Annotated in this window: 23 protein-coding genes; 14 read left to right on the forward strand and 9 right to left on the reverse strand. The window is 68.4% G+C overall.

Going from position 1 to position 25,796, the window contains the following annotated elements:
• The 3 genes from HF024_RS17695 to HF024_RS17705 are packed head-to-tail and all read right to left on the reverse strand — an operon-like array spanning position 1 to position 4,460.
• The gene (locus HF024_RS17695) at positions 1-1,395 is read right to left on the reverse strand and encodes a UDP-glucose/GDP-mannose dehydrogenase family protein (RefSeq protein ID WP_168690467.1); all 1,395 of its coding nucleotides are present in this window, start codon (positions 1,393-1,395) and stop codon (positions 1-3) included.
• Between the two features lie 25 nt (positions 1,396-1,420).
• Entirely contained in the window at positions 1,421-2,875 is a 1,455-nt protein-coding gene (locus HF024_RS17700) for a glycosyl hydrolase (protein WP_168690468.1), read from the reverse strand.
• A 43-nt stretch (positions 2,876-2,918) separates the two neighbouring features.
• On the reverse strand, positions 2,919-4,460 hold the full coding sequence (locus tag HF024_RS17705) for a glycosyltransferase (RefSeq protein WP_168690469.1): 1,542 nt from the start codon (positions 4,458-4,460) through the stop codon (positions 2,919-2,921).
• Between the two features lie 479 nt (positions 4,461-4,939).
• Between HF024_RS17705 and HF024_RS17710 the strand changes: the two genes are divergently transcribed.
• From HF024_RS17710 to HF024_RS17720, 3 genes are all read left to right on the forward strand, one after another.
• Positions 4,940-5,530: a nitroreductase family protein gene (locus HF024_RS17710; RefSeq protein WP_085368184.1), complete on the forward strand. Its 591-nt coding sequence runs from the start codon at positions 4,940-4,942 to the stop codon at positions 5,528-5,530.
• Positions 5,531-5,703: 173 nt separating this feature from the next.
• Positions 5,704-7,101: an APC family permease gene (locus HF024_RS17715; RefSeq protein WP_210723979.1), complete on the forward strand. Its 1,398-nt coding sequence runs from the start codon at positions 5,704-5,706 to the stop codon at positions 7,099-7,101.
• A gap of 160 nt (positions 7,102-7,261) precedes the next feature.
• Positions 7,262-8,554, forward strand: coding sequence for an extracellular solute-binding protein (locus HF024_RS17720; RefSeq protein ID WP_168690470.1), 1,293 nt, complete (start codon positions 7,262-7,264; stop codon positions 8,552-8,554).
• 75 nt (positions 8,555-8,629) lie between these two features.
• Here HF024_RS17720 and HF024_RS17725 read toward each other — a convergent pair whose 3' ends face one another.
• The 3 genes from HF024_RS17725 to HF024_RS17735 form a co-directional block, all read right to left on the reverse strand.
• Positions 8,630-9,679: a zinc-dependent alcohol dehydrogenase family protein gene (locus tag HF024_RS17725; RefSeq protein WP_085368189.1), complete on the reverse strand. Its 1,050-nt coding sequence runs from the start codon at positions 9,677-9,679 to the stop codon at positions 8,630-8,632.
• Positions 9,680-9,747: 68 nt separating this feature from the next.
• Positions 9,748-10,653: a homocysteine S-methyltransferase family protein gene (locus HF024_RS17730; RefSeq protein WP_247597185.1), complete on the reverse strand. Its 906-nt coding sequence runs from the start codon at positions 10,651-10,653 to the stop codon at positions 9,748-9,750.
• 311 nt (positions 10,654-10,964) lie between these two features.
• The gene (locus HF024_RS17735) at positions 10,965-14,831 is read right to left on the reverse strand and encodes a putative Ig domain-containing protein (RefSeq protein ID WP_168690471.1); all 3,867 of its coding nucleotides are present in this window, start codon (positions 14,829-14,831) and stop codon (positions 10,965-10,967) included.
• Between the two features lie 198 nt (positions 14,832-15,029).
• Between HF024_RS17735 and HF024_RS17740 the strand changes: the two genes are divergently transcribed.
• The 6 genes from HF024_RS17740 to HF024_RS17765 are packed head-to-tail and all read left to right on the forward strand — an operon-like array spanning position 15,030 to position 17,800.
• The gene (locus HF024_RS17740) at positions 15,030-15,467 is read left to right on the forward strand and encodes a hypothetical protein (RefSeq protein ID WP_168690472.1); all 438 of its coding nucleotides are present in this window, start codon (positions 15,030-15,032) and stop codon (positions 15,465-15,467) included.
• Positions 15,467-15,931 (forward strand): N-acetyltransferase, encoded by a 465-nt coding sequence (locus tag HF024_RS17745; protein ID WP_168690473.1) that lies wholly within the window; start codon positions 15,467-15,469, stop codon positions 15,929-15,931. Before HF024_RS17740 ends, HF024_RS17745 begins: the two co-directional genes overlap by 1 nt.
• Positions 15,928-16,227, forward strand: a complete 300-nt coding sequence (locus HF024_RS17750) for a hypothetical protein (RefSeq protein ID WP_168690474.1) — start codon at positions 15,928-15,930, stop codon at positions 16,225-16,227. Before HF024_RS17745 ends, HF024_RS17750 begins: the two co-directional genes overlap by 4 nt.
• Positions 16,224-16,736 (forward strand): tail fiber protein, encoded by a 513-nt coding sequence (locus tag HF024_RS17755; protein WP_085368198.1) that lies wholly within the window; start codon positions 16,224-16,226, stop codon positions 16,734-16,736. Before HF024_RS17750 ends, HF024_RS17755 begins: the two co-directional genes overlap by 4 nt.
• A 19-nt stretch (positions 16,737-16,755) precedes the next feature.
• Positions 16,756-17,250: a tail fiber protein gene (locus HF024_RS17760; protein WP_085368200.1), complete on the forward strand. Its 495-nt coding sequence runs from the start codon at positions 16,756-16,758 to the stop codon at positions 17,248-17,250.
• 7 nt (positions 17,251-17,257) lie between these two features.
• Positions 17,258-17,800: a tail fiber protein gene (locus tag HF024_RS17765; protein ID WP_168690475.1), complete on the forward strand. Its 543-nt coding sequence runs from the start codon at positions 17,258-17,260 to the stop codon at positions 17,798-17,800.
• 55 nt (positions 17,801-17,855) lie between these two features.
• Here HF024_RS17765 and HF024_RS17770 read toward each other — a convergent pair whose 3' ends face one another.
• The gene (locus HF024_RS17770; RefSeq protein ID WP_085368204.1) at positions 17,856-20,015 is read right to left on the reverse strand and encodes an AAA family ATPase; all 2,160 of its coding nucleotides are present in this window, start codon (positions 20,013-20,015) and stop codon (positions 17,856-17,858) included.
• 171 nt (positions 20,016-20,186) lie between these two features.
• Here HF024_RS17770 and HF024_RS17775 point away from each other — a divergent pair, with 171 nt between their 5' ends.
• The 4 genes from HF024_RS17775 to HF024_RS17790 are packed head-to-tail and all read left to right on the forward strand — an operon-like array spanning position 20,187 to position 22,517.
• Positions 20,187-20,546: a PadR family transcriptional regulator gene (locus HF024_RS17775; protein WP_085368206.1), complete on the forward strand. Its 360-nt coding sequence runs from the start codon at positions 20,187-20,189 to the stop codon at positions 20,544-20,546.
• 2 nt (positions 20,547-20,548) lie between these two features.
• Positions 20,549-20,941, forward strand: coding sequence for a DUF1048 domain-containing protein (locus tag HF024_RS17780; protein WP_085368209.1), 393 nt, complete (start codon positions 20,549-20,551; stop codon positions 20,939-20,941).
• Between the two features lie 11 nt (positions 20,942-20,952).
• Positions 20,953-21,756 carry an ATP-binding cassette domain-containing protein gene (locus HF024_RS17785; protein ID WP_085368391.1) on the forward strand — a complete coding sequence of 268 codons (804 nt, stop codon included), beginning with the start codon at positions 20,953-20,955 and terminating at the stop codon, positions 21,754-21,756.
• Positions 21,753-22,517 carry an ABC transporter permease gene (locus HF024_RS17790; RefSeq protein WP_168690476.1) on the forward strand — a complete coding sequence of 255 codons (765 nt, stop codon included), beginning with the start codon at positions 21,753-21,755 and terminating at the stop codon, positions 22,515-22,517. Before HF024_RS17785 ends, HF024_RS17790 begins: the two co-directional genes overlap by 4 nt.
• 86 nt (positions 22,518-22,603) lie before the next feature.
• On the opposite strand, the gene HF024_RS17795 is transcribed toward HF024_RS17790, so the two are convergent.
• Both HF024_RS17795 and glsA read right to left on the reverse strand, forming a co-directional pair.
• Positions 22,604-24,232: an MFS transporter gene (locus tag HF024_RS17795; RefSeq protein ID WP_168690477.1), complete on the reverse strand. Its 1,629-nt coding sequence runs from the start codon at positions 24,230-24,232 to the stop codon at positions 22,604-22,606.
• Entirely contained in the window at positions 24,229-25,269 is a 1,041-nt protein-coding gene (gene glsA, locus HF024_RS17800; RefSeq protein WP_168690478.1) for a glutaminase A, read from the reverse strand. The genes HF024_RS17795 and glsA overlap by 4 nt, the downstream gene beginning before the upstream one ends.
• A gap of 161 nt (positions 25,270-25,430) precedes the next feature.
• On the opposite strand from glsA, the gene HF024_RS17805 reads away from it, so the two are divergent.
• A complete protein-coding gene (locus tag HF024_RS17805) occupies positions 25,431-25,787 on the forward strand; it encodes a hypothetical protein (protein WP_168690479.1) in 357 nt (118 codons plus the stop codon).
• Positions 25,788-25,796: the final 9 nt, after the last annotated feature.

Below are 25,796 nucleotides of genomic sequence, written 5' to 3' on the forward strand. Positions count from 1 at the left end.
TCAGCGCACGCCGGCAAGGGCGGCGAGGTCGTCGGCGATGGGGGCGCCCTCCGGCACCCTGCCCATGACGTGCACGGCCCAGCCGGCACGCGACCAGGCGGTGGCGTCGAGGCAGTTGCGGGCGTCGATCACGGTCTTGCCGTGCACGATGGCGGCGAGCGCGGCCGGGTCGGCCTCCACGAACTCGGGCCACTCCGTGAGCACGACCGTGACGTCTGCCCCGTTCACCGCCTCCTCGACGGAGTCGGCGTAGCCGAGCGTCGGGAACATGCGCTGGGCGGTGGCACGCGCCTCCGGGTCGTAGACGACGACCTGGGCTCCGCGGAGGTGCAGGGCCGCAGCCACGTTGAGGGCCGGTGAGTCGCGCACGTCGTCGGTGTGCGGCTTGAACGCGGCGCCGAGCACGCCGATCCTGCGGTTGAGCACGGAGCCGCCGCAGGCTTCGAGGGCGAGGTCGATGACCCGCTGGCGGCGGCCCATGTTGATCTCGTCGACCTGCTGCAGGAGTCCGACGGCCGCGTGGGCGCCGAGCTCGCTCGACCGGTGCATCAGGGCGCGGATGTCCTTGGGCAGGCACCCTCCGCCGAAGCCGAGCCCCGCGTTGAGGAACTGGCGGCCGATGCGCACGTCGTGACCGAGCGCATCCGCCAGCAGCGAGACGTCGGCGCCCGCCGCGTCGCACACCTCTGCGATGGCGTTGATGAACGAGATCTTGGTGGCGAGGAACGCGTTCGCGCTCACCTTCACCAGCTCGGCGGTCGGCAGGTCGGCGACGAGCACCGGCGTCCCCGTCTCGATCGGCGTCGCGTAGATGCGGCGCAGCACCGCCTCCGAGCGCTCCGACGTTCCGCCGAAGACCAGGCGGTCGGGAGAAAGGGTGTCCTCCACCGCCTTGCCCTCGCGCAGGAACTCGGGGTTCCAGACGAGTTCGGCGGAGACCCCATCCGGAAGCTCGGCGGCGACGATGGCCCGGAGGCGAGCCGCGGTGCCCACCGGCACCGTCGACTTGCCGACGATGACGCCGTCGTGGGTCATGTTCTGCGCGATCGACCGTGCGGCGGCCTCGACGTAGCTGAGGTTGGCGGCGAAGCTGCCGGACTGCTGCGGCGTTCCGACGCAGATGAAGTGCACGTCGGCGAGCGCGGTGGCCTCGGCGATGTCGGTGGTGAAGTTCAACCGACCGGATGCGACGTGCTCGGTGATGAGCTCGGGCAGCCCGGGCTCGAAGAACGGCACACGGCCGTCGCGGAGGGCGTCGACCTTGCTCTGGTCGGTGTCGACGCCGATCACGTCGAATCCGAGTTCGGCCATCGCCGCCGCGTGGGTCGCGCCGAGGTAACCGGTGCCGATCACGCTGATGCGCGGGGCGGGCTGTTCCTTCTTCTTGGTCGTCATTCGCGTTGTCCTTTCGCGGGGATGGCTAGGAGGCCGGGGTGAGGGTGAAGCGGTCTTCCGGTCGCGTGAGCCCAGCGATGAACGCCGAGAGCGTGTCCGCCCGGGAGTCGATGCGCCAGTCGTTCGTGGCTCTGACCCCTTCGACGTAACTGGTGACCGCGAGGTTGAACCAGGAGAAGCCGACGATGTCGTCGTTCTCCGGTTTGCCGAGCGCGTTGAAGAAGTCGGTGACCCAGGCCGTCTTGTGTCCTTGGGTCTCCGATGCCCCGACCTCGGCGAGGACGATCGGCTTCTTCGTGATGGCACGGAGCTGGTCGAGGCTCGGCGTGAAGGTGTAATCGAAGGTGAAGGACTGGTCGGCCTTGTACGGAGGACGCAGGTAGCCGGAGAGCCCGACCCAGTCGACGTAGTCGTCGCCGGGGTAGAGCGACGGGAGGTAGCCGTCGACCTTGTGCTGGGCAGGCAGGTTGTTGACGATGTTCGGCGCCCAGACCCAGATGACCAGGTCGTTCGCGCCCTCCGCCTGGAAGACGTCGTGGACGTGCTTCCACATCTTCACGTAGTCGCCCTGGCTGTTGCCGTTGATCGAGTTGCCCTTGCCGTCGGTCTCCGACCACGGGTACCAGACGCCGTTCATCTCGTGGTCGAGACGGATGGCGAGCGGCAGTCCGGTGGCGACGATGTCCTTGGCGTACTGGTGCAGGTAGGCGTCGAAGTCGCCTCCGATGATCTTCGGGAGCGAGTACTCCGGCGCATCCACCGAGTCGTTTCCCGCCGAGATGGGCCGGGACTCCCAGGTCATCATCGGCAGCCTGCCCTGCTGCCAGGCGCGGGTGACCGCGTTGGCGCGGAATGTCTCGTCCCAGCCGCTGAAGTAGCCGACGAGGTTCGGCTGCACGCCGACCTTCGCGCTGGTCGCGTCGAAGGTGGCCCAGTTGAACGGAGCCTGCTCGGTGTACATGCCGTAGTAGCGGCTGGCCGGCTGCAGCAGTTCCGCCTTGGTCGGCGCGGTGATGGGGGTGGGCTCCGGCGCGATGTTGCCGCCGCCGTTGCCGCTACCGCCGGTGCCGCTGTTGCCGCCGGTTCCGCTCTTGGTCCCGGATGCTCCACTGCCCTTCGCACCTGCCGCCGTGTTCGCGGCGAGTGCGCCCTTCGCGCTGGCGAGCTGCAGCTTCGCCTGGGCGAGCGCCTTCTCCGCACTCACCGCGCGCTGCTGCGCCGTGGCGAGCTGCTTCGCGGTCGACGCCTGGGCGGCGAGCGCCTGCTGCTGCAGCGAGGTGAGCTTGCCGCTCTGGGTGGCGATGGTCTTCTTGGCGGTGCTGAGGTTCTTCTGCAGGCTGGCGTTCTGCGCGGCCAGCGGGTTGACGGCAGTCGCCGCCGCGTCGACCACGGTGCGGACCGCGCTCGTCGGGGACGACCAGACGTAGTAGGAGATGCCGCCGAGCACGAGGCTGAGGACGACGAAGGCTGCGGTGGTCATCAGGGAGCGCGACTTGGTCGCCGCCCACCAGTGAACTGCTTTGCTAGACAAGGAACAGGGCCTCCAGGGTCAGGATCGCGATACCGATCAGGTACGGGATGGCGGCGAGCGGGTTGAGCCGACGCCGCTCGGCGCGAGCGGTCTTGGTCTTGGGTGTGGATGCGGACGCCGGCCCTGCGGCCGTCGCCCTGCGGGTCTCTGCGCGGGTGGCCAGAGCCGTAGTGGTGGTCAGCCCGCCGACGGAGTCGGGGAGCTGCGGAAGCGCATCCGGAGCGGTGGGCGCATCCTTCGCCGAGGCCGCCAGGGCGATCTCGTCGTCGCTGCTGATCTCGTTCGGACCGCCGTTGTACGCGCCGGCACGGGTGCCCCAGCCGCTGGCGTGCGCCATGCGGAAGAAGCCGAGCAGCCGGATCGGCATGAGGAAGAACGTCGAGACGATGATGAAGACCGGCAGGCGGAAGAAGTCGGACGGCTTCTCGGAGAGGTGCCTGATCTGGCGGATCGACATGCTGATCACGGAGGACGCGACCATCAGGGCGACGACGGTGAGCACACCGCCTTGCACGCCGTACGCCTGCAGGAAGCCGGCGTAGAAGTTGTAGCCCTCGCCGGTGATCGAGCGGTAGACCCAGCCGCCGAGCACGCCCGCGAGGACGAACGGCAGGATGATGTCCGAGATGAAGAAGAACGCCAGCAGCGGGGCGTGGCCGAGCATCCAGGGCAGCATGCGCAGGGTGTTGTACTGGCTGCCGCGAGCCCAGCGGAGCTGCTGCTTGAACAGCTTCTTCACCTTGAGCGGCGCATCCGTGTAGACCAGGCTGGTGTGCTGGTAGACGGTGCGGTAGCCCTCCTTGAGGGTGAGGTTGGTGAGCGTGCGGTCGTCGGAGACCTCGAGGAAGACGCCGAGGAACTTCTCGTTCATGAACTTGTCCATGACGCGCATCAGGATCGAGCGGCGGAACGCGATGGTGCGGCCCGGAAGGCAGCCGATCTGCCCGACGACGCTCTGCGCGGGCATCGAGTACAGCGCCCGGGAGTTCTCCAGCCAGTCCGCCCAGCGGGTGATCCAGCTGCGCTCCGGCTCCAGGATGCGCTGCTTGGTCGTGACGCCGCCGACGCGCTCGTCCTTGAACGGCTTGACGAGCTCGGAGAGGGTGTCCTCCGTCCAGACGGTGTCGGAGTCGACCAGCACGGTGATGTCGCCCGTGGACATCCTCGTGCCGATCATCACGGCGTTGCGCTTGCCGGGGATCGGGGTGTGCACCCAGCGCACCAGCGGGGCGAACTCCTCGCACACCTCGACCAGGCCGGGGTTGGGGGCGCCGTTGATGACGACGATGATCTCACCGGGCTTCTGCTCCACCATGCGGCCGATGACGTCGCGGAACAGGTCGAGCGGTTCGTCGACGACGGGGACGACCACGCTCGTGGAGACCTCGAAGTCCTCGGTGTATGCGCGGTATCGCCGGGAGACGGCCACCTTGATGATCCAGATGACCCAGATGAAGGCGGAGTAGACGGCGAACAGATAGAACTCTGGATGGCCCTCCAGCATGTGCCGGATCTGCAAAATGAAAATGAACACGGGACGAGACCTCTCAGGGGGGACAGGGGTTGCATCCACGTCTCTGGGGATCTGGGCGGTCGGGTTGATCAAGTTGTAGCTGTGGGCTCTCTCACGGCGCAAGCGAGGTTTTCTCGGTGGTCACGGCGGGAAACGGTGGCCCCGGATGTGCCCCTGTCCGCCGACACGCGGACACCTGGTGGCTGTCGGCAGAATGGTGGACACACCCCCGTTCGGGGGAGGCGTAACGGCAGGTCAGGAATGGAATCGCTCGGACGGTCGATCGGGCGACCGGGGGACGATGACCGGGGGACGACGGGGCCGTTTTGTACCCCGGATGCGGGTAGAAAAACTATGACGCGAAACGGCTGAGAATTAACACAGCCGTAACAATCGATTCACTCCCGGGAGCAGGAATACTCGCCAGCAAAATGTGTTTGCATGGATATAGCTTGGCAATGGAGACAAGCGCATCCATGTCGTCAAGCACCAGGAGAGTCATGTCCATCGCCGAGCTGAATTCGCGCGCCGCCGTCACCGCAGCACCCCTCATCCCCGCACTCGCCGAGCGCTGGAGCCCCCGCGCCTTCGACCCGACCGCCGTCGTTCCGGAGACCGCTCTGACCGCGGCTCTCGAGGCAGCGCGCTGGTCGCCGTCCGCCAGCAACACGCAGCCGTGGCGCTTCATCGTCGCCCGTCGCGGAAGCGCCGAGTTCGACACCATCGCCTCCGCCCTGATGGGCTTCAACCAGGCGTGGGCGGGCTCGGCGAGCGCGCTGATCGTCGCCATCGCCGAGATGGAGGACGCGGAGGGCACCCCGCGCCGCTGGGCGACGTACGACCTGGGTCAGGCCGTCGCGCACCTCAGCGTCCAGGCCCACCACGACGGACTGCACGTGCACCAGATGGGCGGATTCGACGTGGATGCGCTCCGCTCGGCGTTCGACATCGAGGAGCGTTTCGTGCCCACCTCCGTCAGCGCCATCGGCATCCTCGGCGACCCGGAGGCCCTTCCCGACCCGCTGCGCGAGCGCGAGCTCGCACCCCGCTCGCGTGCCGCGCTGGACGAGATCGTCGTCGTCAACGCCTGAGAGCAGCCGGTCAGCAGTACCCGAGGAGGGCGTCGTCAGCGACGCCCTCCTTTTTTCGCGTCTTCGTCGAATTTGCCGGCCGCCCGATCTGTGGGAATATGGCCGAACTCAGACGGCCAAGCAGTGTCGCGGGTCGCTGCAGGGACGCAGCGTCGCCCGCTGAAGGAGAGACGATGACGACTCCCATCGCCCCGGCGATCGCCACCGGCGGGAAGCTCAAGCGCAACCTCGGCCTGTGGGCCATCGTCGGCCTCGGGCTCGGCTACATGACCCCGACGGTCGTCTTCGACACGTTCGGCATGGTGGCACGCGACACGAACAACGTCGTGCCATCCGCCTACCTGGTCGCTCTCGTCGTGATGATGTTCACGGCCGTCAGCTACGGCAAGATGGCCGGGGCCATCCCGAGCGCCGGATCGGCGTACACCTACGTGCGCGAGTCCATCCACCCGAACGTCGGGTTCCTGGTGGGCTGGACGTCGCTGATCGACTACGTGCTGCTGCCGATGGTCAACTGCCTCATCATCCGGAGCTACCTGGAGGCGCTGTTCCCCAGCGTGCCCGGCTGGATCTGGGTGGTCATCTACTGTGCGGTCGTCACCTCGATCATCTACCTGACGATGCGCGGCACGTCGAACATCAACATGCTGCTGCTCGTGTTCGCCGTGGTGGTGATGGCGGTGTTCGTGATCATGGTCATCGCGCAGCTGGTGCAGGGCGAGGGGGCTGGAACGATCGCCTCCGCCCAGCCGTTCTTCCACGACGCCGTGACGCTCGGAGCCGTGCTCACCGGGGCCACCATCGTCTGCTTCTCGTTCATCGGCTTCGACGCCGTGACAATGTACGCCGAAGAGGCGAAGTCGCCGAAGATCATGCCGAGGGCGATCCTGTTCACGGTGATCATCGGCGGCGCGATCTTCCTGATCACGTCGTACTTCACCCAGCTCAGGTTCCCGTCGTCCGACGAGTTCCCGACCGCGGCCATCGAGGACAGCACACTCCCGGAGATCGGCAAGCAGGTCGGCGGCCAGACACTGCAGGCGGTGCTCACAGCCGCCGGGTTCGCCGCGACGCTGGCCTCCGGGCTGGCCTCGCACGCCTCGGTGTCCAGGATGCTGCTGGTGATGGGGCGCAACAACGTGCTGCCCAACCGGTTCTTCGGCCACATCAACGCCAAAACGTCCACACCGACCTTCAACATCGTGCTCGTCGGCGCGATCAGCCTGCTGGCCGCCGCGTTCACACTGGAGACGATCGCCGCGTTCATCAACTTCGGCGCGCTCATCGCGTTCACCTTCGTGAACATCTCGGTGATCGCCTGGTTCGCCATCCGCAAGGGCCGCAGGCGCACGCCGCGCGACATCGTCACGTTCATCGTCCTGCCCGCGATCGGGATGCTCCTGACGGGCATCCTGTGGGCCAACCTCCACATCGACGCACTGATCGGCGGGAGCATCTGGATGGCGCTCGGGTTCGTCTATCTGCTGGTCCTGACGCGCGGTTTCCGCCGCAGCGTCCCCGGCTTCGACGAGAGCCAGCCGGTCACCGGGTTCAACAAAGCCGTCAAGTAACGCGCGCTCGGAGGCCCTTCCGAGGCCTCGGATCGGTCGTTTCGAAATCGTTATCGAAGTTTGGCCATTTCGATGGACAAACAACATATTCGGATGCGAAGCTCGGCAGGCGACGGCGCGACCGTCGCACGTCGTGAACCGTTATCAAGGAGTTTCCACAATGAAGAGGAATATTCGCGTCGCGGGCGTTCTCGCACTTGTCGCGGGCACTGCGCTGCTCGCCACAGGCTGCAGCGGCTCAGGCACAACGCCCAGCAACGGCAAAGTCACCATGTCCTTCTGGGACAACTCGACGACCGGCCCGGGCAAGGCGTTCTGGGTCAAGACGATCGCGGACTTCGAGAAGGCCAACCCGAACGTCACCATCAAGCTTCAGACGGTCCAGAACGAGGACCTCGACGGCAAGCTCCAGACCGCGCTCAACTCGGCGTCCGCACCGGACATCTTCCTGCAGCGCGGGGGCGGCAAGATGAACGCCATGGTCGACGCCGGCCAGCTGATGGACATCACCGACTCGATCGACGCGACCACCAAGGCGTCCGTGAACGCCGGCGTGCTCAAGAGCAACGAGTACAAGGGCAAGATCTACGCGATGCCCGTCAACGTGAACCCCGAGGGCATCTTCTACAGCAAGGACCTGTTCAAGGCGGCGGGGATCGACACTCCCCCGACCACCATGGACGAGCTGAACGCCGCCATCGTCAAGCTGAAGGCGACCGGCGTCGCCCCCGTCGCCGTCGGCGCGAAGGACGCTTGGCCTGCTGCGCACTGGTACTACAACTTCGCCCTGCGCGAGTGCAGCGAGAGCGCACTCAACAAGTCGGCGGCATCCCTCGACTTCAGCGACAAGTGCTGGACGAAGGCCGGAGAGGACCTCGAGGCGTTCAACGACACGAACCCGTTCAACAACGGCTTCCTCACCACCCCCGCCCAGCAGGGCGCGGGCAGCTCCGCCGGCCTCCTGGCCAACCACAAGGCGGCGATGGAGCTCATGGGCGGATGGGACCCGGGAGTGATCGCGTCGCTCACGCCCGACCAGAAGCCGCTGCCCGACCTCGGCTGGTTCCCCTTCCCGTCCGTCCCCGGCGGAGCTGGCGACCCCAGCGCCATGATGGGCGGCGTCGGCGGGTACTCGTGCTCGGCGAAGGCCCCGAAGAAGGAGTGCACCGCGTTCCTCAACTACATGACGACGAAGTCGGTGCAGGAGGAGAACTACACGGCCTTCAACGCGATCCCGGTCAACAAGGACGCGCAGCGCGGCATCACCGACTCCGTGACCAAGTCCGAACTGGATGCGTACAACAACACCAAGTTCATGGCTCAGTTCCTCGACACCCTGCTCGGGCAGAACGTCGGCAACGCGATGAACACCGGAGTGGTCAACCTGCTCGCAGGCAAGGGCTCGGCGGCGGACATCATCGACACCGTCAACCAGGCAGCCTCCAAGGGGTAGCCGGACATCCGCGATAACCGATCGGGGGCGACGCGCCGTGTGCGCGTCGCCCCCGATTTCTCGTCGGTGGCCGGCTCAGGGGCGGAGGAGCACCTTGATGGCGCGGCGCTCATCCATCGCCGCGTACGCCTCGGCCGCCTCGGAGAGCGGGAGCTCCAGGTCGAAGACGCGGCCGGGGTCGATGGCGCCGGACCAGACGTCCTGCAGCAGCTCCTCGACGTAGTTGCGCACGGGAGCGACACCGCCGTTCACACCGACGTTGTTGTTGAACAGCGGGCGCACGGGCAGCTCAGGGCCGCCGTTGGGGACGCCGACGTATCCGACCATGCCGCCCGGGCGCGCCGAGCGGATCGCCTGGTCCATCGACTCCTTGGTGCCGACGGCCTCGAGCACGCAGTCCGCACCGATGCCGCCGAGCAGCTCCTTGACCGCCGCGACGCCGTCGTCGCCGCGCTCGGCGACGATGTCGGTCGCGCCGAACGCGCGTGCCAGTTCCTGACGCGACTCGTGCCGAGACATCGCGATGATGCGCGAAGCGCCCAGGCGCGCGGAGGCGAGCACCGCGCACAGCCCGACTGCGCCGTCGCCCACCACGACGACCGTGCTGCCCTCGGTGACCCCGGCGGAGACGGCGGCGTGATGGCCGGTGCCCATCACATCCGACAGCGTCAGCAGGCTCGGGATGAGGTCGTCGCTCGGGTATTCCGGCGTCGCCACGAGCGAACCGTCCGCGTGCGGGACGCGCACCTTCTGGCCCTGGCCGCCGTCGGCGAAGCCGCCGAGCTTGTCGTCCGACCCCCACCATCCTCCGTTGAGGCAGGAGGTGCTGACGCCGTTCTTACAGTTGACGCACGTCATGTCGCAGTCGTAGAACGGCGCGATGACGAAGTCGCCGGGGGCGATCGTCTTCACGTCCGGCCCCACCTCCTCGACGACGCCGACGAACTCGTGACCGATGCGGTGCGCGTGGTGCGTCGGCGTGACCCCGCGGTACGGCCACAGGTCGGAGCCGCAGACGCAGGCTGCGACGACGCGCACGATGGCGTCGCCTCCGGTGGACAGGACGGGATCGGGAACCTCTTCGACGCGGATGTCTTTTTCACCGTGGATGACCGTTGCAAGCATGGTCAGAAGCCTACGCCGCACGGTGGAGGCCTGCGGCTGTCCGCCTGCTCCGGGGAGCGTCGACCGATTCACCCTGACCGATCAATGCTCGCCCACAGCGCAGCGACGTGCCGGCTGTCTGTGCCGCAGCATCCGCCGATGACCGTCACCTGGGGTAGCTGAACGAGAAGCTCCCGTGTCGCTCGGACGAGGAGGGGAAGATCACCGGAATCGAGTTCCTCCATCTCGTCGAGTTCGGCGTGCGAAAGCGTCGAGGCATTCGGGCGGAAGAACGTGAGACGCTCCTGCCACGATTCACCATCGAGCGCGGCCATGAGGTGTGTCGGGTGGGCACAGTTGACACCATAGAAGTCGGCCGGAGCCGCCGCATCCACCGATGCGATCGCGTCGACCAGCCGGCTTGCGTCCGGCAGCCGCCCATCGGTTTCGACGGTGAAGGAGATCGAGACCGGGACGCCTACGCTCCGGGCGGCGCGCACGACGCCGATCGCCTCGGCGGCCCCGGTCATCGTCATAGCGTGAACGAGGTCGGCTCCGGCATCGGCGAGCGACTGCACCTGCGGCAGGTGAAACGCCGCCGCCTCGTCGGCGTCGCCATCCGCAGCGATGTACCCGTCGCCGCGAGGCCCGATACATCCCGAAACCAGGCCGTCGAGCGCTCCGGCATCGGCGAGCACAGACCGGATGAGCGCGACCGCATCCCGGTTCGTCCGGTCGAGGGAAGCCTCGTCGTAGCCGAGCTCACCGCCCCAGGCCGAGTTGGCTCGCCAGGTGGGTGTCTCGAGTAGCACTCCCGCGTCCGCCGCGTGCGCGATCGCGGCGTAGTCGGCGTAGTAGCGCCGCAGCAGGTCGATCCCGTCGGCGCTCTCCAGGATCGGGAAAGCGGCGAAGGAGGGCAAGTCGATTCCGTGGTTGAAGATGAGGTCGGTCTCGAGGCCTCCGTCAGTCACCCATTTCCCGTCGAGCATTCCCATGGTCAGCGCCTTTCCAGACCGCGTGCACACCATGCACCAGATCAGTAACGAGATGCTACTCGCCTGCGTCTCCTCAACAGGGCGAGGTGCTTGTCTCGCCGGGGCCGCCGCGCAGAGGGTGGTCACGGTGGGCGAGTTACCCGAGGCGTAACATTTTCAACGTCAGGTTTCTGTTATGGTTGGCGGAATCGTGACGAGCGGGTGAGATCTGGACAGCGTTCGCCATGCCGCTCGCGGCCGGGCTGATCTGCCTCGCCCTGTACCTGCGCACCGTCGACGACCGGTGACGTTCGGCGCGGCTTCGCGTCACGCTATGGCCGCTGCGGGCGGCGGCGGAAGGCGACGACGGCGCCTGCTGCGAGGAGCAGGACCGCGAGGGCGGCGAGCCCGGACGCGTCGAGGCCGGTCGCGGCCAGGCCGGAGCCGCCGGACGCGGTCGGCGCACTGGGCGCACCTGGCGTGGCCGGCGTGCCAGGCGTCCCCGGCGTCCCCGGGTCGACCGGGGCGGTCGGCAACGCGATGTCGGTGCGCACGAAGCGAGGCGTGCCGTCCGGGCCGATGCCGCTCGCGACCAGCGAGTGCGCGCCCGTCAGTCCCTCGGGGATCGTCACCGTCGCCGTGGCCGAGCCCGTGGCGTCGGCCGTGACCGTAGCGAGGACGACCGGGCTGGAGTAGATGCCGAAGGTGACGGGGGCCGCTGGGGCGAAGCCGCTGGCGGTCAGCGTGAGCTGCTGGCCCGTTGTCACCGTCGTCGGAACGCCGGAGAGCGGCCCTGCCGCCGTGGGCGGGAGGGGCGGCAGGGGCACGGCGGCGGCGTCGACGACCGCGATGGTCACGACCTGCACGAGGTCGGGCTGTCCCGGCGTCGTTGCGGTGATGGTGACAGTGGATGCGCCGGCCTGGTCGGTGGTGACGCCCCGGATGCTCGCGGTCCCGTCGCCGTTGTCCGTGAAGGTCAGCCCAGCGGGGAGGGGCGTCGCCGACAGCGCGCCGATCGCCGGGTAGGCGTGGCCGGTGGTCACGGTGGCCGCGAACGTGACACCGCGCGTGACTGTCAGGGCGGCTGGGCTGGTGAACGTCGGCGTCTCGATCACCGTGACCGTGAGCGTCTGCGTCGCCGAGGCTGCGCGTCCGTTCGTCGCCGTCATGGTGACCGCGTACGCGCCGCCCTCACCAGGTGCCGGGGTCCCGGACAGTGTCGCCGTGCCGTCCCCGTTGTCGGTGAACGCCAGTCCGGACGGCAGCGTCCCGCTCGCCGTGACGGTCGTCGCCACGGGGAATCCCGGCGCCGTCGTGACGGTGAACGATCCGGCGCTGCCAACGCTCATCCCCGCGGTGGCCGCGGAGGTGAACCCCGGGGACTGCAGCACGGTGAGCACGAAGGCCTGGCTGGCGTTCGGCGTGAAGCCGTTGTTCGCGGTGATCGTGAACGGGTACAGGCCACCGGATGCGGCGGGAGGGTCGGCCGAGATGGTCGCCGTTCCGTCGTGGTGGTCGGTGAAGGTCGCCCAGGCGGGGAGCGCGCCGGTCGCCGTGAGCGTCGCAGACGGGAAGCCCGCCGTGGTCACGGCGATGTCCTGGACCCCGGCGCCCGCCGTGACCTCGGCTGCGGCCGGGCTCGAGATGGTGGGGGCGTCGCCGACGGTCAGACGTGCGTCGGTGTGCGAGCTGCCCGCCGCGTTGGTGAAGACGGCGCGGAGGATGCGGCCGTCGTCGATGGTGCGCGCGGTGAGCGACACCGTGGTCGACGTCGCTCCGGGGATCTGGACGAACGTCGCTCCGTTGTCCGAGGAGACCCACCACTGAACCGCCGGGGCGGGGAAGCCGCTCGCGGCGGCCGTGAAGCTCACCGTGGCTTCGACGTTCGCGGTCTGGTCTGCCGCGGCGACAGTCACCACGGGGGCCGCGTGCACGAGGAGCTGGAAGGACTGGGTCGCATCCTGGCCCACCCCGTTGGCGGCGGTGATCGTGACGACGGTGCTTCCGCCGGGACCGGTGGGGGTGCCGGAGATGGTGCCCGTGCCGTCGCCGTTGTCGACGAAGACCAGACCGGCGGGCAGAGCCCCGGTGACCGCGAGCGCCGAGACGGCGGGGTACGCGTGCCCGGTGGTGACGGTGAACGCGGCCGCTGTGCCGAGCGTGGTGGTCACGCTCGGCGCGCTGGTGATGCGCGGCGCCTCGTTCACGGTCAGCGTGAACGACTGGACAGCCGTGGCGCCGACGCCGTTCGAGGTCTGGAGGGTCACCGGGTACACCCCGCCAGACCCTGCCGACGGGGTCCCGGCGATGGAGGCGGTTCCGTCGTGGTGGTCGGTGAACGTCACGCCGGACGGGAGCGTGCCGGTCACGGTGATCGGCGTGGGGGTCGGGCGGCCGGATGCGGTCACGGTGAAGCTCCCGCTCGATCCAGCCGCGAACGTGCTCGCTGCCGCGCTCGTGAAGGCGGCGGCCTGCTGCACCACGATGGTCACCGTCTGAGCGACACTGGACGGCGATGCGGCGTTCCTGGCCGTGACGGTGACGGGATAGTCGCCCGCGCTGCCCGCTGCCGGGACCCCGCTGATGGTCGCGGTGCCGTTGCCGTTGATCGTGGCGGTCAGTCCGGGCGGCAGGGTGCCGACGAAAGTGAGCGCAGGAGCGGGATAGCCGGTGGCGACCACCGTGAACGATGCCGGGGTGCCGACGACGGCGCCGAACGTGGACGGCGACGTGAACGACGCGAGCGTGTAGACCGAGACGGGGGCGGACACCGTGCCACCGTCGAGCTGAGCGGTCGCGGAACCCACCCCGCCCGTCGCGCCCGCCGTGTATGTCGAGGAGGCGACACCGGCAGCTATGGTCGACGACGCACCGATCGACGACCCGGCCGGCAGCGCGTTCGACCAGGCGACGGGGAGGCCGTCGAACGCCGTGAGCGACGACGGCGCGACCATCGCGCCCGCCGAGTCGAGGAGGAGGCTCGCGGTGAAGGTCGACGTGGTCGAAGGCCGCACGATCGGCGAGGGGTTCGCGGTGGCCGTCAAGCGCAGGTACGGCGTGTACGCCGCGGCCGTGGTGCCGCTGACCGTGTCGCATCCGGAGCCGCCCGGGCCGGTCGAGCATCCCCACCAGTTCTGGGTCGCGAGCGCCGAGCCCCCGGCGACGGCGAGCGCCGGAGCGGTGTTCCCGGTGATCCTGTTGAAGTGGGCGGTGAGGGAACCGGCCGTCACGGCGACGGCGGAGCCGCCCGTTCCGGTGTTGCCGGTGAACGTCGAACCGGTGATGGACAGCGAGCCCCCGTTCAGCCAGACGGCCGAGCCGGTGGACGGTCCACCGCTCGACACTCCTGCATTGTTCGCGAAGGTGCTTCCCGTGATGCTCATCGGCGTCGACCCGGCGACGTCGCTGATCGCGAGCGCTCCTCCGCCGTTGCCGACCGGGCTCGTCGCCGTCGTGGTGTTGCCGGTGAACCGGCTGCCGGTGATCGAGAGCTTCTCGCCGGACGCTGCGCCCTGCGCCTGGTAAGCGATGGCGCCTCCCGCGCTGCTGCCGGCGTCGTTGCCGGTGAAGGTCGAGTCGACGACGGTGAGCGCACCTCCGATGAACTGGATCGCGCCGCCGGGGTTCGCAGTGCTCTGGCCCGTCGCCGTGTTGGCCTTGTTGCCGGAGAACGTCGAGTTGCGGATGGTGAGGGAGTCGAGCGTCGCTGCGCTGCCGGAGCCGCCGATCAGTGCCCCGCCTCCCATGACGTTGTCGACGCCGCCGAGCACCGAGAGTCCGTCCAGCGTCACGGAGACGCCGCCGACACCGCTCGGGTCGAGCACGAACACCTGCTTCGCCCCGGCGCCCACCACCTTCGGGGACGCACCGGATGCCGCTGCCAGGGTGATGTCCGCTCCGGATGCGGTGCCCACCGTCAGCGGGCCGAGCGTGTCGTCGAGCGCGTACGTTCCCGCGCCGACCGTGATGTCCCACGCGCCGCCCGCGTTGTTCGCGACGCAGAGCGCGTTGCGGAGGGTGACCGGGTTCGCCAGTGTCGTCCCGCCCGAGCATGCGCCGGTCGCATCCGTGTCGGCCGTGCTGGTGACCACGACGGTCGAGCCCGCCGCCAGCGCTGGTGCGGGAGCGGTGAGTATCCCGGCGGTCGCGAGAAGGAGGGCGGTGACGACCGAGAGGGCGCGCACGGGTACGGACGGCATGGGCGGTCGGGCTCCCTCTGCCAACCCGGGTCGCTGGCCTAGTTATGAGTGCATTGCGATGCTATCGGCACCGGCGCGTCCGCGAATGCCCCCTCTGTGAGTGTCAGAACGCGAGGCGGCGATGCCCTAGGCTCGCAGTCGAACTCCCGCGGCGACCCGACCCGCGCGGTGCCCGCAGGAAGGACTCTCGTGCCCGAGGTGTCACGTCGAACCGTCATGGTCTCTGCGCTGAGCGGGCTGGGTGTCGCCGCCGTCGCCGCGGCCGCTCCCGCCGTTCCCGCGTTCGCGGGGACCGCATCCCGAGCAGCCGCCGCGACCCCGGGGACCGCTGCGGCCGCCGTCGAGCCGACGCGCTCGCTCTACCTCCCCGCCATCGGACGCGCCTTCACCGCCGTCTCGGACGAGCGCACCATCCACCTCACCCTCGCGAGCGTCGACGACGTCGCCGGAGGGGCGGATGCGGGTCACGAGCACCGTTTCGGTCTGCACTTCACCGCCGCCGCCGGATACGAGGCGGCTGACGGCATCTACACGCTCACCGCCGACGGCGTGCCGGCGACGACGCTGTTCCTCGTCGCGATCGGGCCGAGGCGCAGGACGCGCTCGCTTCAGGCCATCGTCATCCGGAACCTGTGATGCTGACCGACACGATCGGGTTCCGTGCCGCCACCCCGGACGACGCCGCCCTGGTGCGCGCGATCTTCGACGACGCAAAGCGGAGCGAGTTCCCCGGCATCGACGGCCCCGCGCTCGACCAGCTGCTCGACCTGCAGTTCCGTGCAGCATCGGCGGAGCGGGCATCGCGGCATCCCGGCGCCGTCACCTCGCTCGTCCTCCTCGACAGCGAGGTGGTCGGCTCGATCACGGCCGACCACACCGGCAGGGATGCGCACCTCGTCGATCTCTCGATCCTCTCGCAGCACAGAGGCGGCGGCCTCGGCTCGCGCGCCCTGTCCTGGCTCGCGGCCTCGGCCGACCGGGTGACCCTCACCGTCTGGGCGCTGAACGACGGCGCGATCCGGCTGTATCGGCGGCACGGTTTCACGACCGTGTCCGAGCAGGGAGGCTACCTGGCCATGAGCACGGAGGCCGCCCGATGAGCCTTACGGCATACGAGCGCTGGAGCGCGGCGAACGGCGCCGACCTGGAGGCCGTGGATGGGGCAGGAACGCGGTACCGCATCCACCTGGCGTCGATCAGCGACCAGCAGACCGACGGCGCCTGGACGACGTTCTCAGTCGAGTTCCGCGCGGGGACGGACTTCCCCGCCGAGCAGAACAGCTACGACATCGTCGGCGCCGGGATCGCCGAACCCGTCTTCGTCGTGCCGCTCGCGCGCGACGCAGAGGGGCTCCGCCTCGAAGCCGTCTTCACCCAGGACAAGGAGCAGGCATGAGTCAGCCGTACGTCGGAGAGATCCGGATGTTCGCGGGCACCTTCGCGCCGGTGGGATGGGCGCTCTGCACCGGCGGTCTGCTGCCGATCTCGGACAACGATGTGCTGTTCCAGGTCATCGGGACGACATACGGCGGCGACGGCATCGAGACCTTCGGCCTGCCGGACCTGAGCGGGCGCCTTCCCGTGCACCAGGGCACCGGGCCCTCGCTGGGTCGCACCTTCACGATGGGCGAAGCCGCTGGGGCGGAGACGGTCCAGCTCGGTGTGCAGCAGCTCCCCCGGCACGGGCACCCGATCGCCGCGGCGGCGACGGCGACCACGCCGTCCGCCTCCGGCAACTACCTGGCCGGCTGGGCCGACGTCCCGTTCAGCACGGACACGCCCACGGCCCAGCTCGGAACGGCACTCAACCCGGCCGGCGGCAATCAGGCGCACGACAACATGCCGCCGTACCTCGCCATCAACTACATCATCTCGTTGTACGGCCTGTTTCCGTCCCAGACTTGAACACATTGAGGAGACCAGCGTGAGCACACCGTACCTGGGCGAAATCCGCCTGGCCTCGTTCTCATTCGCGCCGAAGAACTGGGCGATGTGCGACGGGCAATTCCTTCCGATCAACCAGAATCAAGCACTGTTCTCGCTGCTCGGCACGACCTACGGCGGAAACGGTCAGACCAACTTCCGCCTCCCCGACCTGCGCGGGCGGGTGCCCGTCGGGTTCGCGAACGACTTCCCGCAGGGCCAGGCGGGCGGGGAATACGACCACACGCTGACCGCGAGCGAGCTCGGCGCGCACACGCATCAAGCGGCCGTCGCCGTCGTGCCGAACACGGCGACGCCGACCGGATCGCAGCTCGCCCAGCCGGGAAAGGCGGCGTACGCAGCCGCTCCGACGGCGACGATGGCGCCCATCGCCGTGTCGCAGGTCGGCGGCGGCCTGGCGCACACCAACACCGCTCCATACCTCACCGTCAACTTCCTGATCGCCCTGGTGGGCATCTTCCCCACCCCGAACTGAGGAACCGATGTCTGACCAATTCGTCGGCGAGATCCGCCTCGTCGCCTTCGCCTTCGCCCCTCAGGGGTGGGCGTTCTGCCTGGGACAGCTCCTGCCGCTCTCGCAGAACACGGCGCTCTTCTCCCTGCTCGGCACCACGTACGGCGGAGACGGAAGGTCGACGTTCGCGCTGCCGAATCTGCAAGGGCGGACCGCGCTCGGCTGGACGCCGAACGGGCCACGCGGCGGACTCTCGTCGTACGACCTCGGTCAGAGCGGTGGCGAACAGGCCGTCTCGCTCGACCAGAGCACGATCCCGTCGCACACGCACAACGTGCTCGCCGTCAACGCGCCGGGCACGACGGGCGTCGTGTCCTCGGACGCCTCGCTCGCCATCCCGCGCTACGGCAGGGTGACCGAGCGGGCGTACTCGACCGACCAGGCCACCGTGCCGCTCGCGGCCGGCGCGTTCGCCGTCGCGGGAGGCGGCCAGCCACACAACAACCTGCAGCCGTACCTCTCGCTCAACTACATCATCGCCCTCCAGGGCGTCTTCCCGCCGCGTCCGTAGTACGGCAGAGCGGCTAGTACGGCACAGCGGCTAGTACGGCACAGCGGCGGACGCGCTACTCCCGCACCGGCGCCACGGTCAGGTGCTCGCCATCCTCCGCGAGGTCGACCCTCACCACGTCGCCGTCCCGGATCTCTCCGGCCAGCAGCTCCGTGGCGAGCCTGTCGTCGATCTCGCGCTGCATCAGGCGACGCAGCGGGCGGGCACCGTAGATCGGGTCGTAGCCGCGCTCGGCCAGCCAGCGCCGTGCATCCGGGGTCACCGCCAGTTCGAGGCGGCGTTCCTGCAGGCGGCGCATCAGCCGGTCGATGTTGAGCTCGACGATCTCGCCCAGCTCCTCCTTGTCGAGAGCCGAGAACACCACGATGTCGTCGAGGCGGTTCACGAACTCCGGCTTGAAGGCCTGGCGGACCATCTGCATCACCGCCTCCTCCTTCTCGGTCTCGTTCAGGGCCGGGTCGACCAGGAACTGGCTTCCGAGGTTGGAGGTGAGGATCAGGATGGCGTTGCGGAAGTCGACCGTGCGGCCCTGGCCGTCGGTGAGGCGCCCGTCGTCGAGCACCTGCAACAGCACGTCGAAGACCTCGGGATGCGCCTTCTCCACCTCGTCGAGGAGGATCACCGAATACGGACGGCGGCGGACAGCCTCGGTCAGCTGACCGCCCTGCTCGTAACCGACATAGCCGGGAGGGGCGCCGACGAGCCTGGACACCGAGAACTTCTCGCCGTACTCGCTCATGTCGATGCGCACCATCGACTTCTCGTCGTCGAACAGGAAGGCCGCGAGCGCCTTCGCCAGCTCCGTCTTGCCGACACCGGTCGGCCCGAGGAACAGGAAGGAACCCGTCGGCCGGTCGGGGTCGGAGATTCCGGCGCGCGTGCGACGCACGGCGTCCGCCACCGCGGCGACAGCCTTCTTCTGCCCGATGATGCGGCGGCCGAGCTCGGCCTCCAGGTGCAGCAGCTTCTCCGTCTCGCCCTGCGTCAGCCGGTCGACGGGGATGCCCGTCCACGCGGCGACGACGGCGGCGATGTCGTCGGCGGTCACCTGCTCGTTGACCATGCGCGGCTGGTCGGGGTGCTTCTCGGCGTTCTCCGCCTCTGCGAGCTCCCGCTCGATGGCCGGGATGGTCTCATACTCGATGCGCGACGCCTCCTGGTAGCGGCCGTCCCGCAGCGCGAGGTCGCGCTTGGTCTTGGCCTCATCCAGCTGGGAGCGGAGTTCTCCCACGCGGTTCAGCGACGCCTTCTCCGCACGCCAGCGTTCCTGCAGCTCGGCCAGCTGGGCCTCCTGCTCGTGCAGCCGGGTGCGCAACTGCTCCAGGCGCTCCTTGCTGGCCTCGTCCTTCTCCTTCTTGAGCGCGAACTCTTCGAGCTTCATGCGCTCGACGACGCGCTGCAGCGTGTCGATCTCGACGGGGGCGGAGTCGATCTCCATCTTGAGCCTGCTCGCGGCCTCGTCGATGAGGTCGATCGCCTTGTCCGGCAGCTGCCTGGCGGTGATGTACCTGTTCGACAGGGATGCGGCTGCGACCAGGGCGGAGTCCTCGATCGTGACGCCGTGGTGCGCCTCGTACCTGCCCTTGAGGCCGCGGAGGATCGCGACGGTGTCCTCGACGCTCGGCTCACCCACGTAGACCTGCTGGAAGCGGCGTTCGAGGGCGGCGTCCTTCTCGATGAACTCGCGGTACTCGTTGAGCGTGGTCGCGCCGATGAGGCGCAGCTCGCCGCGGGCGAGCATCGGCTTCAGCATGTTGGAGGCCGCGACGGAGCCCTCTCCACCACCGGCGCCCATCAGGATGTGCAGCTCGTCGACGAAGGTGATGATCTCCCCCTCCGCGTCGTTGATCTCCTTGAGGACGGCCTTGAGCCGCTCCTCGAACTGGCCGCGGTACATCGCGCCTGCCACGAGCGCGGAGAGGTCGAGGGAGACCAGCTGCTTCCCCTTCAGGGAGTCTGCGACGTCGCCCGCGACGATGCGCTGGGCGAGGCCTTCGACAACAGCGGTCTTACCGACGCCCGGCTCACCGATGAGCACGGGGTTGTTCTTGGTGCGGCGCGTGAGCACCTGGCTGACGCGGCGGATCTCGGCGTCCCGGCCGATGACCGGGTCGAGCTTGCCGCTCTTGGCGATCTCGGTGAGGTTGACGCCGTACTGTTCGAGCGCGCTTTTCTGCTCCTCTTGAGTGGAGGGCGCGCCTTGCATGTTCGCCATTGGTGTCCTTTCCTCGGTCGGGCAAACTTGAGTCTACTAGGCTCAACTTTCTTTCGCACCCCCCTATTTCCACCCGCTTGGAAAAAGTTCACTATTCAGTCTTGCTAACTACCGGTACTCGGCCTTACTATCTAGTAGTACCAAGCAACACTGAGTAGTAAGGAGAGCGTCATGAGCAAGCAAGCGACAGAGATGCTCAAGGGAACCCTCGAGGGCATCGTCCTCGCCATCCTCGCCGGCCGCGCAGCATACGGCTACGAGATCACCTCCTGGCTGAGGGACCAGGGTTTCTCCGACATCGCAGAGGGCACCATCTACGCGCTGCTCGTCCGCATCGAGCAGCGCGGCCTCGTGGATGTGGAGAAGGTCCCGTCCGAGAAGGGGCCGCCCCGCAAGGTGTACTCCCTCAACAGCCAGGGCCAGGAATACCTCGACGAATTCTGGACCACCTGGAGCTTCCTCTCCGAGCGACTGGAACAGCTCCGCCACACCGAACAGACCGAAACACACACCCAGGAAGAGGAACAGTAGTCATGGTCGCGAAATGGATCGAAGCCCTCACCGGCTCCCTCGAACAGAAGAAGCAGTACAAGCAGGCCGTCGCCCGCGTCGAAGCTCTCCCCGAGCCCTATCGGAGCACGGCCAAGGCCCTCAACAGGTACTTCATGTACTACGGCGGCATCACAGACGGCGACACCCTGGTCACGATGATCGGCGACCACACCGACCTGTGGGAGCGCGCATCCATCGACGGCACTCCGGTGCGCGACATCGTCGGCGACGACCCCGTGGAGTTCGCGGAAGAGTTCGCCGCCTCGTACTCGGGCCACCAGTGGATCGACAAGGAGCGGGCACGCCTCACCAACGCGATCGACGCGGCGGTCAGCGGAAAGGCCGCCCCCGACAACAAGGAGACGGACGAATGACCACCACCACCATGCCGGCACCCGCCATCCGGGTGCACGGCATCGAGAAGTCCTTCAAGGAGCTGAGCGTGCTCCGCGGCGTCGACTTCGACGTCGCCCCCGGCAGCATCTTCGCCCTGCTCGGCTCGAACGGCGCGGGCAAGACCACCCTCGTGCGCATCCTGTCGACGCTGCTGAAGTCGGATGCGGGGACCGCGACGGTCGCCGGATACGACGTGGCGGCCGAGCCGGGCAGCGTGCGCGAGTCGATCAGCCTGACCGGCCAGTTCGCCGCAGTGGATGAGGTGCTCACCGGCAGGGAGAACCTCATCCTGGTCGCCAAGCTGCGCCACCTGAAGAACCCGGGCGGCATCGCGGACGACCTGCTCGCCCGGTTCTCGCTCACCGACGCCGGCAGCCGCAAGGCGGCCACGTACTCCGGAGGGATGCGCCGCCGCCTCGACATCGCGATGAGCCTGATCGGCAATCCGCCCGTGATCTTCCTCGACGAGCCGACGACGGGCCTCGACCCCCAGGCGCGCATCGAGGTGTGGCAGACGGTCAAGCAGCTGGCCGGCCAGGGCACGACGGTGCTGCTCACGACGCAGTACCTCGACGAGGCCGAGCAGCTCGCCGACCGGATCGCGATCCTGCACAAGGGCACGATCATCCAGAACGGCACGCTCGCCGAACTGAAGCAGCTCCTCCCCGCGGCGAAAGTCGAGTACGTGGAGAAGCAGCCGTCGCTCGAGGACGTGTTCCTCGCCCTCGTCGGTGAGACCGGCGAGACAGCCGAAGAGACCGCAACCGAAACCACACGAAAGGCAGACCGATGACCACGCACGTCATCAGCGACACCGGCGTTCTGACCGGTCGGTCGCTGCGCCACATCCTCCGCAGCCCGGACACCATCATCACCACCGTGATCACCCCGATCGCGCTGATGCTGCTCTTCGTCTACGTGCTCGGCGGGGCCATCCACACCGGCTCGGACGAGTCGTACGTCAACTACATGCTCCCCGGCATCCTGCTCATCACGATCGCATCCGGCGTGGCGTACACCGCGTACCGGCTGTTCCTCGATCTGCAGGGCGGCATCTTCGAGCGGTTCCAGTCCATGCCGATCTCCCGGTCGAGCGTGCTCTGGGGCCACGTGCTCACCTCGCTGGCCGCGAACCTGGTCTCCGTGGCCGTCGTCATCGGCGTCGCGCTGATCATGGGGTTCCGCACCGGGGCGTCGGTCGGTGCCTGGCTGGCCGTCGCGGGCATCCTGATCCTGTTCACCCTCGCGCTGACCTGGATCGCCGTGATCGCCGGGCTCTCGGCCAAGACCGTGGACGGGGCGAGCGGCTTCAGCTACCCGCTGATCTTCCTCCCGTTCATCAGCTCCGCCTTCGTGCCCACCGAGTCGATGCCGGCCCCGGTGGCCTGGTTCGCCGAGAACCAGCCGGTGACCTCGATCGTCAACACCATCCGGGCGCTCTTCGCCGCGCAGCCGGTGGGCGGGGACATCTGGATCGCTCTGGCCTGGCTCGTCGGCATCCTGGTGGTGGCCTACGGCTTCGCCATCGCGATCTACCGGCGGAAGATCAGCTGACCTCGGAATGAGCGCGATCATCGAGTTCGAACACACTCACGCGGCACCCGTCTCGGGTGTCGCGTGGATGTGTTGGGGCCCGATGGTCAGTCGGCGGCCGGCGACGGGTCCGGGATCTCGTGGGAGCGGTAGCGCGGGAGACGCGCGGCGGGGATGATGGCGAGCGCACTCACAGCGCCGAGCATCAGCAGGCCGAGGCGGAGGGCGTCGAGGCGCGCCTGCTCGTTGATCTGCACGGCCGCATCCACCTGGGCGGGTGAGGCGTCCGTCTGGGCGAGCACGTCGCGGAGGCGGTCGTTGCTGACGAAGTTGACGTTGTCGAGATCCACCTGCGAGGTCAGCGACTCCGGCAGCTTGGGATGCGCGATCACCGCCTGCCCGACGTTCAGCCCGAGGATGGTGACGAGCAGCGCGCCCGCGATCGCCGTGCCGACGGCGGAGGCCAGGTTCTGCGTGGTCCCGCGTACCGAGCCGACGTCTCCGGCGAGCTCCTTCGGCGACGCCGTGACCAGCACGTTGAACACCAGGGTCACGAGGGCGCCCTGCCCGATGCCGAACACGATCAGCCCCAGGATGGTCGGGAGCGTCTCCCAGTTGTTGGTCACCACGAGCGACAGCCAGGCCAGCGCCGCGGTGGTCAGGATGAAGGAGAAGACGCCGATCGTGCGCGGGCTGAACCTGCGGTAGAAGCGCACGACCAGCATGGCGGTGACGAACACGGTCAGGTTGAACGGGATCATCGCGAGCGACGTGTCGAACGGGGTTCTGCCCTGCACGATCTGCGTGTAGAGCGGGATGGTGAAGTTGATGGCGGCTTCCAGCAGCACGATGATGAACATCGCGTACACCGCCGAGCGCTCCCGCGACGAGCGCAGCACGCTCAGCGCGATCAGCGGCACCCGTCCCGTCTTGGTGCGGCGGCGGGTCCAGAGGAAGAACGCCTGCCCGAGCACGATGCCGACCACGATGAACACGATCGCGGGAGAGAGCCCCAGGATGTCGAACGGCGCATCCGGCCTGGCCTCGATGATGCCCCACGCGTTCAGGTTGTTGAAGCCGAGCGTCAGCAGCACGATGCCGAGGCCGATCAGGATGGCGCCGACCACGTCGATCTTGATGCTGCTGTCCCCGCGGTCGGAGCGCAGCGAGAAGCTCAGGATGAACACCACGACCGCGAGCACCACCAGGATCGCGAACACCGGCCGCCAGCCCACCAGGGTGCCGAGCGCGCCGCCGATGAAGAACGCGCTGAACCCGGAGATGGCGCGGGCGGAGCCGAGCGACCCGATGGCCGTCGCCTGCTGCGTGCCCCGGTAGTTCTCCGCTATCAGTGCGACGAGGGCGGGCACGATGATGGCCGCGGACGCTCCGGCGAGCGCCTGGGCGCCGATCACCCAGCCAACGGTCGGCGCGAAGATCATCATCACCTCGGCGACCGCGAACAGGCCGATAACGATGCGGAAGATCAGCACCCAGCCGACGCGCTGACCGAGCTTGGCACCCACCATCACGAGCGCCGCGACCGCGATGCCGTACATGACGATGGCGGTGCTGACGGTGGTCGGGGGGACCCCGAAGTCGTCGACCATTCCTCCGAGCGACACCGGCAGGGCGGCGACGTTGAACGACATCAGGATCTGCGCGCAGAACAGCGCGATCATCGGTCGCCACGAGGCCTTCTCGATCACCGGTGCGACGGCTTCTGTTGCACTCATCGTTCCTGCCCTTCTGTCGACGTGTCATGGAGCTGCGCGTCCGGCCTGCCGTGCACGTCGGACGCGAAGACGTTCAGCCCGAGGCTGCGTGAGAGGAACGCCGTGGCCCGCTGGCCGCGAACGCTGTTGCCCGCCGCATCCAGCGGGGGAGAGAACGTGCCGATCCCCGCCTTGCCCGGCGCGATGGCGACGAGGCCGCCCGCGACGCCGGACTTGCCCGGTATCCCGATCTCGAACAGCCACTCCCCCGACTGCTCGTAGAGTCCGCTGGCCGCCATCACGGCGAGCGTGTCCCTGCAGACGTGCGGGGAGACGACGCGTTCGCCGGTGACCGGGTTCACGCCGCCGTCGGCGAGGGTGGCGCCCATCACGGCGAGGTCGCGTGCCGTGACGAGGAGCGAGCACTGCCGCGTGTAGACGTCGACGACCTCGACAGGTTCCGCGGTGATCCTGCCATAGCTCTCCAACAGCCGGGCGATGGCCTGGTTGCGCTGGTTGGTCGCCGTCTCCGACTCGTACACGCCGGCGTCGATTTCGAGCCGCCTCCCGGCGAACCGCGAGAGGCCCTCCTGGATGAACGCCCACCGTTCGTCGGCGTTCGATCCCGGAACGAGCGCCGTGGTGGCGAGAGCCCCCGCATTGACCATCGGGTTCATCGGGTGCCCGTCGTTCAGCTCGATGGCCATCACCGAGTTGAAGGCGAGGCCGGTGTTGTTCACCCCGACGCGTTCGAGGGCGAGCTCGTGGCCGAGTTCCTCGCAGACCAGGGCGTAGACGAACGCCTTCGAGATCGACTGGATGGAGAACGCGTGCCCGACGTCGCCCGCGCTGTGCACGGCGCCGTTCACCTCGGCGACACTCACACCGAACAGGGCGGGGTTGGCGACGGCCAGCGCCGGGATGTAGTCGGCGACCGTTCCCGCGCTCACACCCCTGTTGCGTTCGAACGCATCCTGGACGAGGTGCTCGACGTCGTCCCAGGACGGGAGCGCGCCGGTCGAGACCCGTTCGGCTACTCCATCGACATCCAACTCCATGTGTGGGCTCCCCTCCACGCGTCGCCGCACGACGGTCGGTGTGCGGCGCTGTAGGCCCGTCGGGCTCATCATTTCGCTGTTCGGTGCCGCGCGCAACAAATGTTTCCCCCGCCGTAACGAGCGGGGTGGCGCGGGGCGGCCCGGCGGTGAAAGATGGGGACGTGGTTGACCCGATGGATGTGCGGATCGTGCTCATGGACAGCGCGACCGCCGCCGCACTCGCCCAGATCCTTCCGCTGCTGCTGCTGACCCTGATGGTGGAGCTGCGCAGGCTCGAACTGCACAGGCGCGGACGCTCGGTGCGGAGGACGAGGGCGCTGCTCGCCGCGTTCTTCCTGGTCTTCGGTTTCATCGAGTCAGCGCTGGTGCTGTCGATCGACGGCGAGCTCGTGCCGTTCACCTGGAGCGACCTCGCCTCCTCGCTGGTGATCTTCGGCCTGCTGGCGATCCTGTTCTGGCTCTCACTGCAGGAGGCCCCGTCCCGGTCGAAGCGCTCACACGGAGACGACGCGCTCTGAGACACTGGT

Source organism: Leifsonia sp. PS1209 (assembly GCF_012317045.1).
Classification (GTDB): Bacteria; Actinomycetota; Actinomycetes; order Actinomycetales; family Microbacteriaceae; genus Leifsonia.

Bases quoted from the DNA above. Each gene is read 5' to 3' on its own strand.
- HF024_RS17695 (WP_168690467.1), bottom strand. From the start codon at position 1,395: ATGACGACCAAGAAGAAGGAACAGCCCGCCCCGCGCATCAGCGTGATC.
- HF024_RS17700 (WP_168690468.1), bottom strand. From the start codon at position 2,875: ATGACCACCGCAGCCTTCGTCGTCCTCAGCCTCGTGCTCGGCGGCATC.
- HF024_RS17710 (WP_085368184.1), top strand. From the start codon at position 4,940: ATGTCCATCGCCGAGCTGAATTCGCGCGCCGCCGTCACCGCAGCACCC.
- HF024_RS17715 (WP_210723979.1), top strand. From the start codon at position 5,704: ATGACGACTCCCATCGCCCCGGCGATCGCCACCGGCGGGAAGCTCAAG.
- HF024_RS17720 (WP_168690470.1), top strand. From the start codon at position 7,262: ATGAAGAGGAATATTCGCGTCGCGGGCGTTCTCGCACTTGTCGCGGGC.
- HF024_RS17725 (WP_085368189.1), bottom strand. From the start codon at position 9,679: ATGCTTGCAACGGTCATCCACGGTGAAAAAGACATCCGCGTCGAAGAG.
- HF024_RS17730 (WP_247597185.1), bottom strand. From the start codon at position 10,653: ATGGGAATGCTCGACGGGAAATGGGTGACTGACGGAGGCCTCGAGACC.
- HF024_RS17735 (WP_168690471.1), bottom strand. From the start codon at position 14,831: ATGCCGTCCGTACCCGTGCGCGCCCTCTCGGTCGTCACCGCCCTCCTT.
- HF024_RS17745 (WP_168690473.1), top strand. From the start codon at position 15,467: ATGCTGACCGACACGATCGGGTTCCGTGCCGCCACCCCGGACGACGCC.
- HF024_RS17750 (WP_168690474.1), top strand. From the start codon at position 15,928: ATGAGCCTTACGGCATACGAGCGCTGGAGCGCGGCGAACGGCGCCGAC.
- HF024_RS17755 (WP_085368198.1), top strand. From the start codon at position 16,224: ATGAGTCAGCCGTACGTCGGAGAGATCCGGATGTTCGCGGGCACCTTC.
- HF024_RS17765 (WP_168690475.1), top strand. From the start codon at position 17,258: ATGTCTGACCAATTCGTCGGCGAGATCCGCCTCGTCGCCTTCGCCTTC.
- HF024_RS17770 (WP_085368204.1), bottom strand. From the start codon at position 20,015: ATGGCGAACATGCAAGGCGCGCCCTCCACTCAAGAGGAGCAGAAAAGC.
- HF024_RS17775 (WP_085368206.1), top strand. From the start codon at position 20,187: ATGAGCAAGCAAGCGACAGAGATGCTCAAGGGAACCCTCGAGGGCATC.
- HF024_RS17780 (WP_085368209.1), top strand. From the start codon at position 20,549: ATGGTCGCGAAATGGATCGAAGCCCTCACCGGCTCCCTCGAACAGAAG.
- HF024_RS17785 (WP_085368391.1), top strand. From the start codon at position 20,953: ATGCCGGCACCCGCCATCCGGGTGCACGGCATCGAGAAGTCCTTCAAG.
- HF024_RS17790 (WP_168690476.1), top strand. From the start codon at position 21,753: ATGACCACGCACGTCATCAGCGACACCGGCGTTCTGACCGGTCGGTCG.
- HF024_RS17795 (WP_168690477.1), bottom strand. From the start codon at position 24,232: ATGAGTGCAACAGAAGCCGTCGCACCGGTGATCGAGAAGGCCTCGTGG.
- glsA (WP_168690478.1), bottom strand. From the start codon at position 25,269: ATGGAGTTGGATGTCGATGGAGTAGCCGAACGGGTCTCGACCGGCGCG.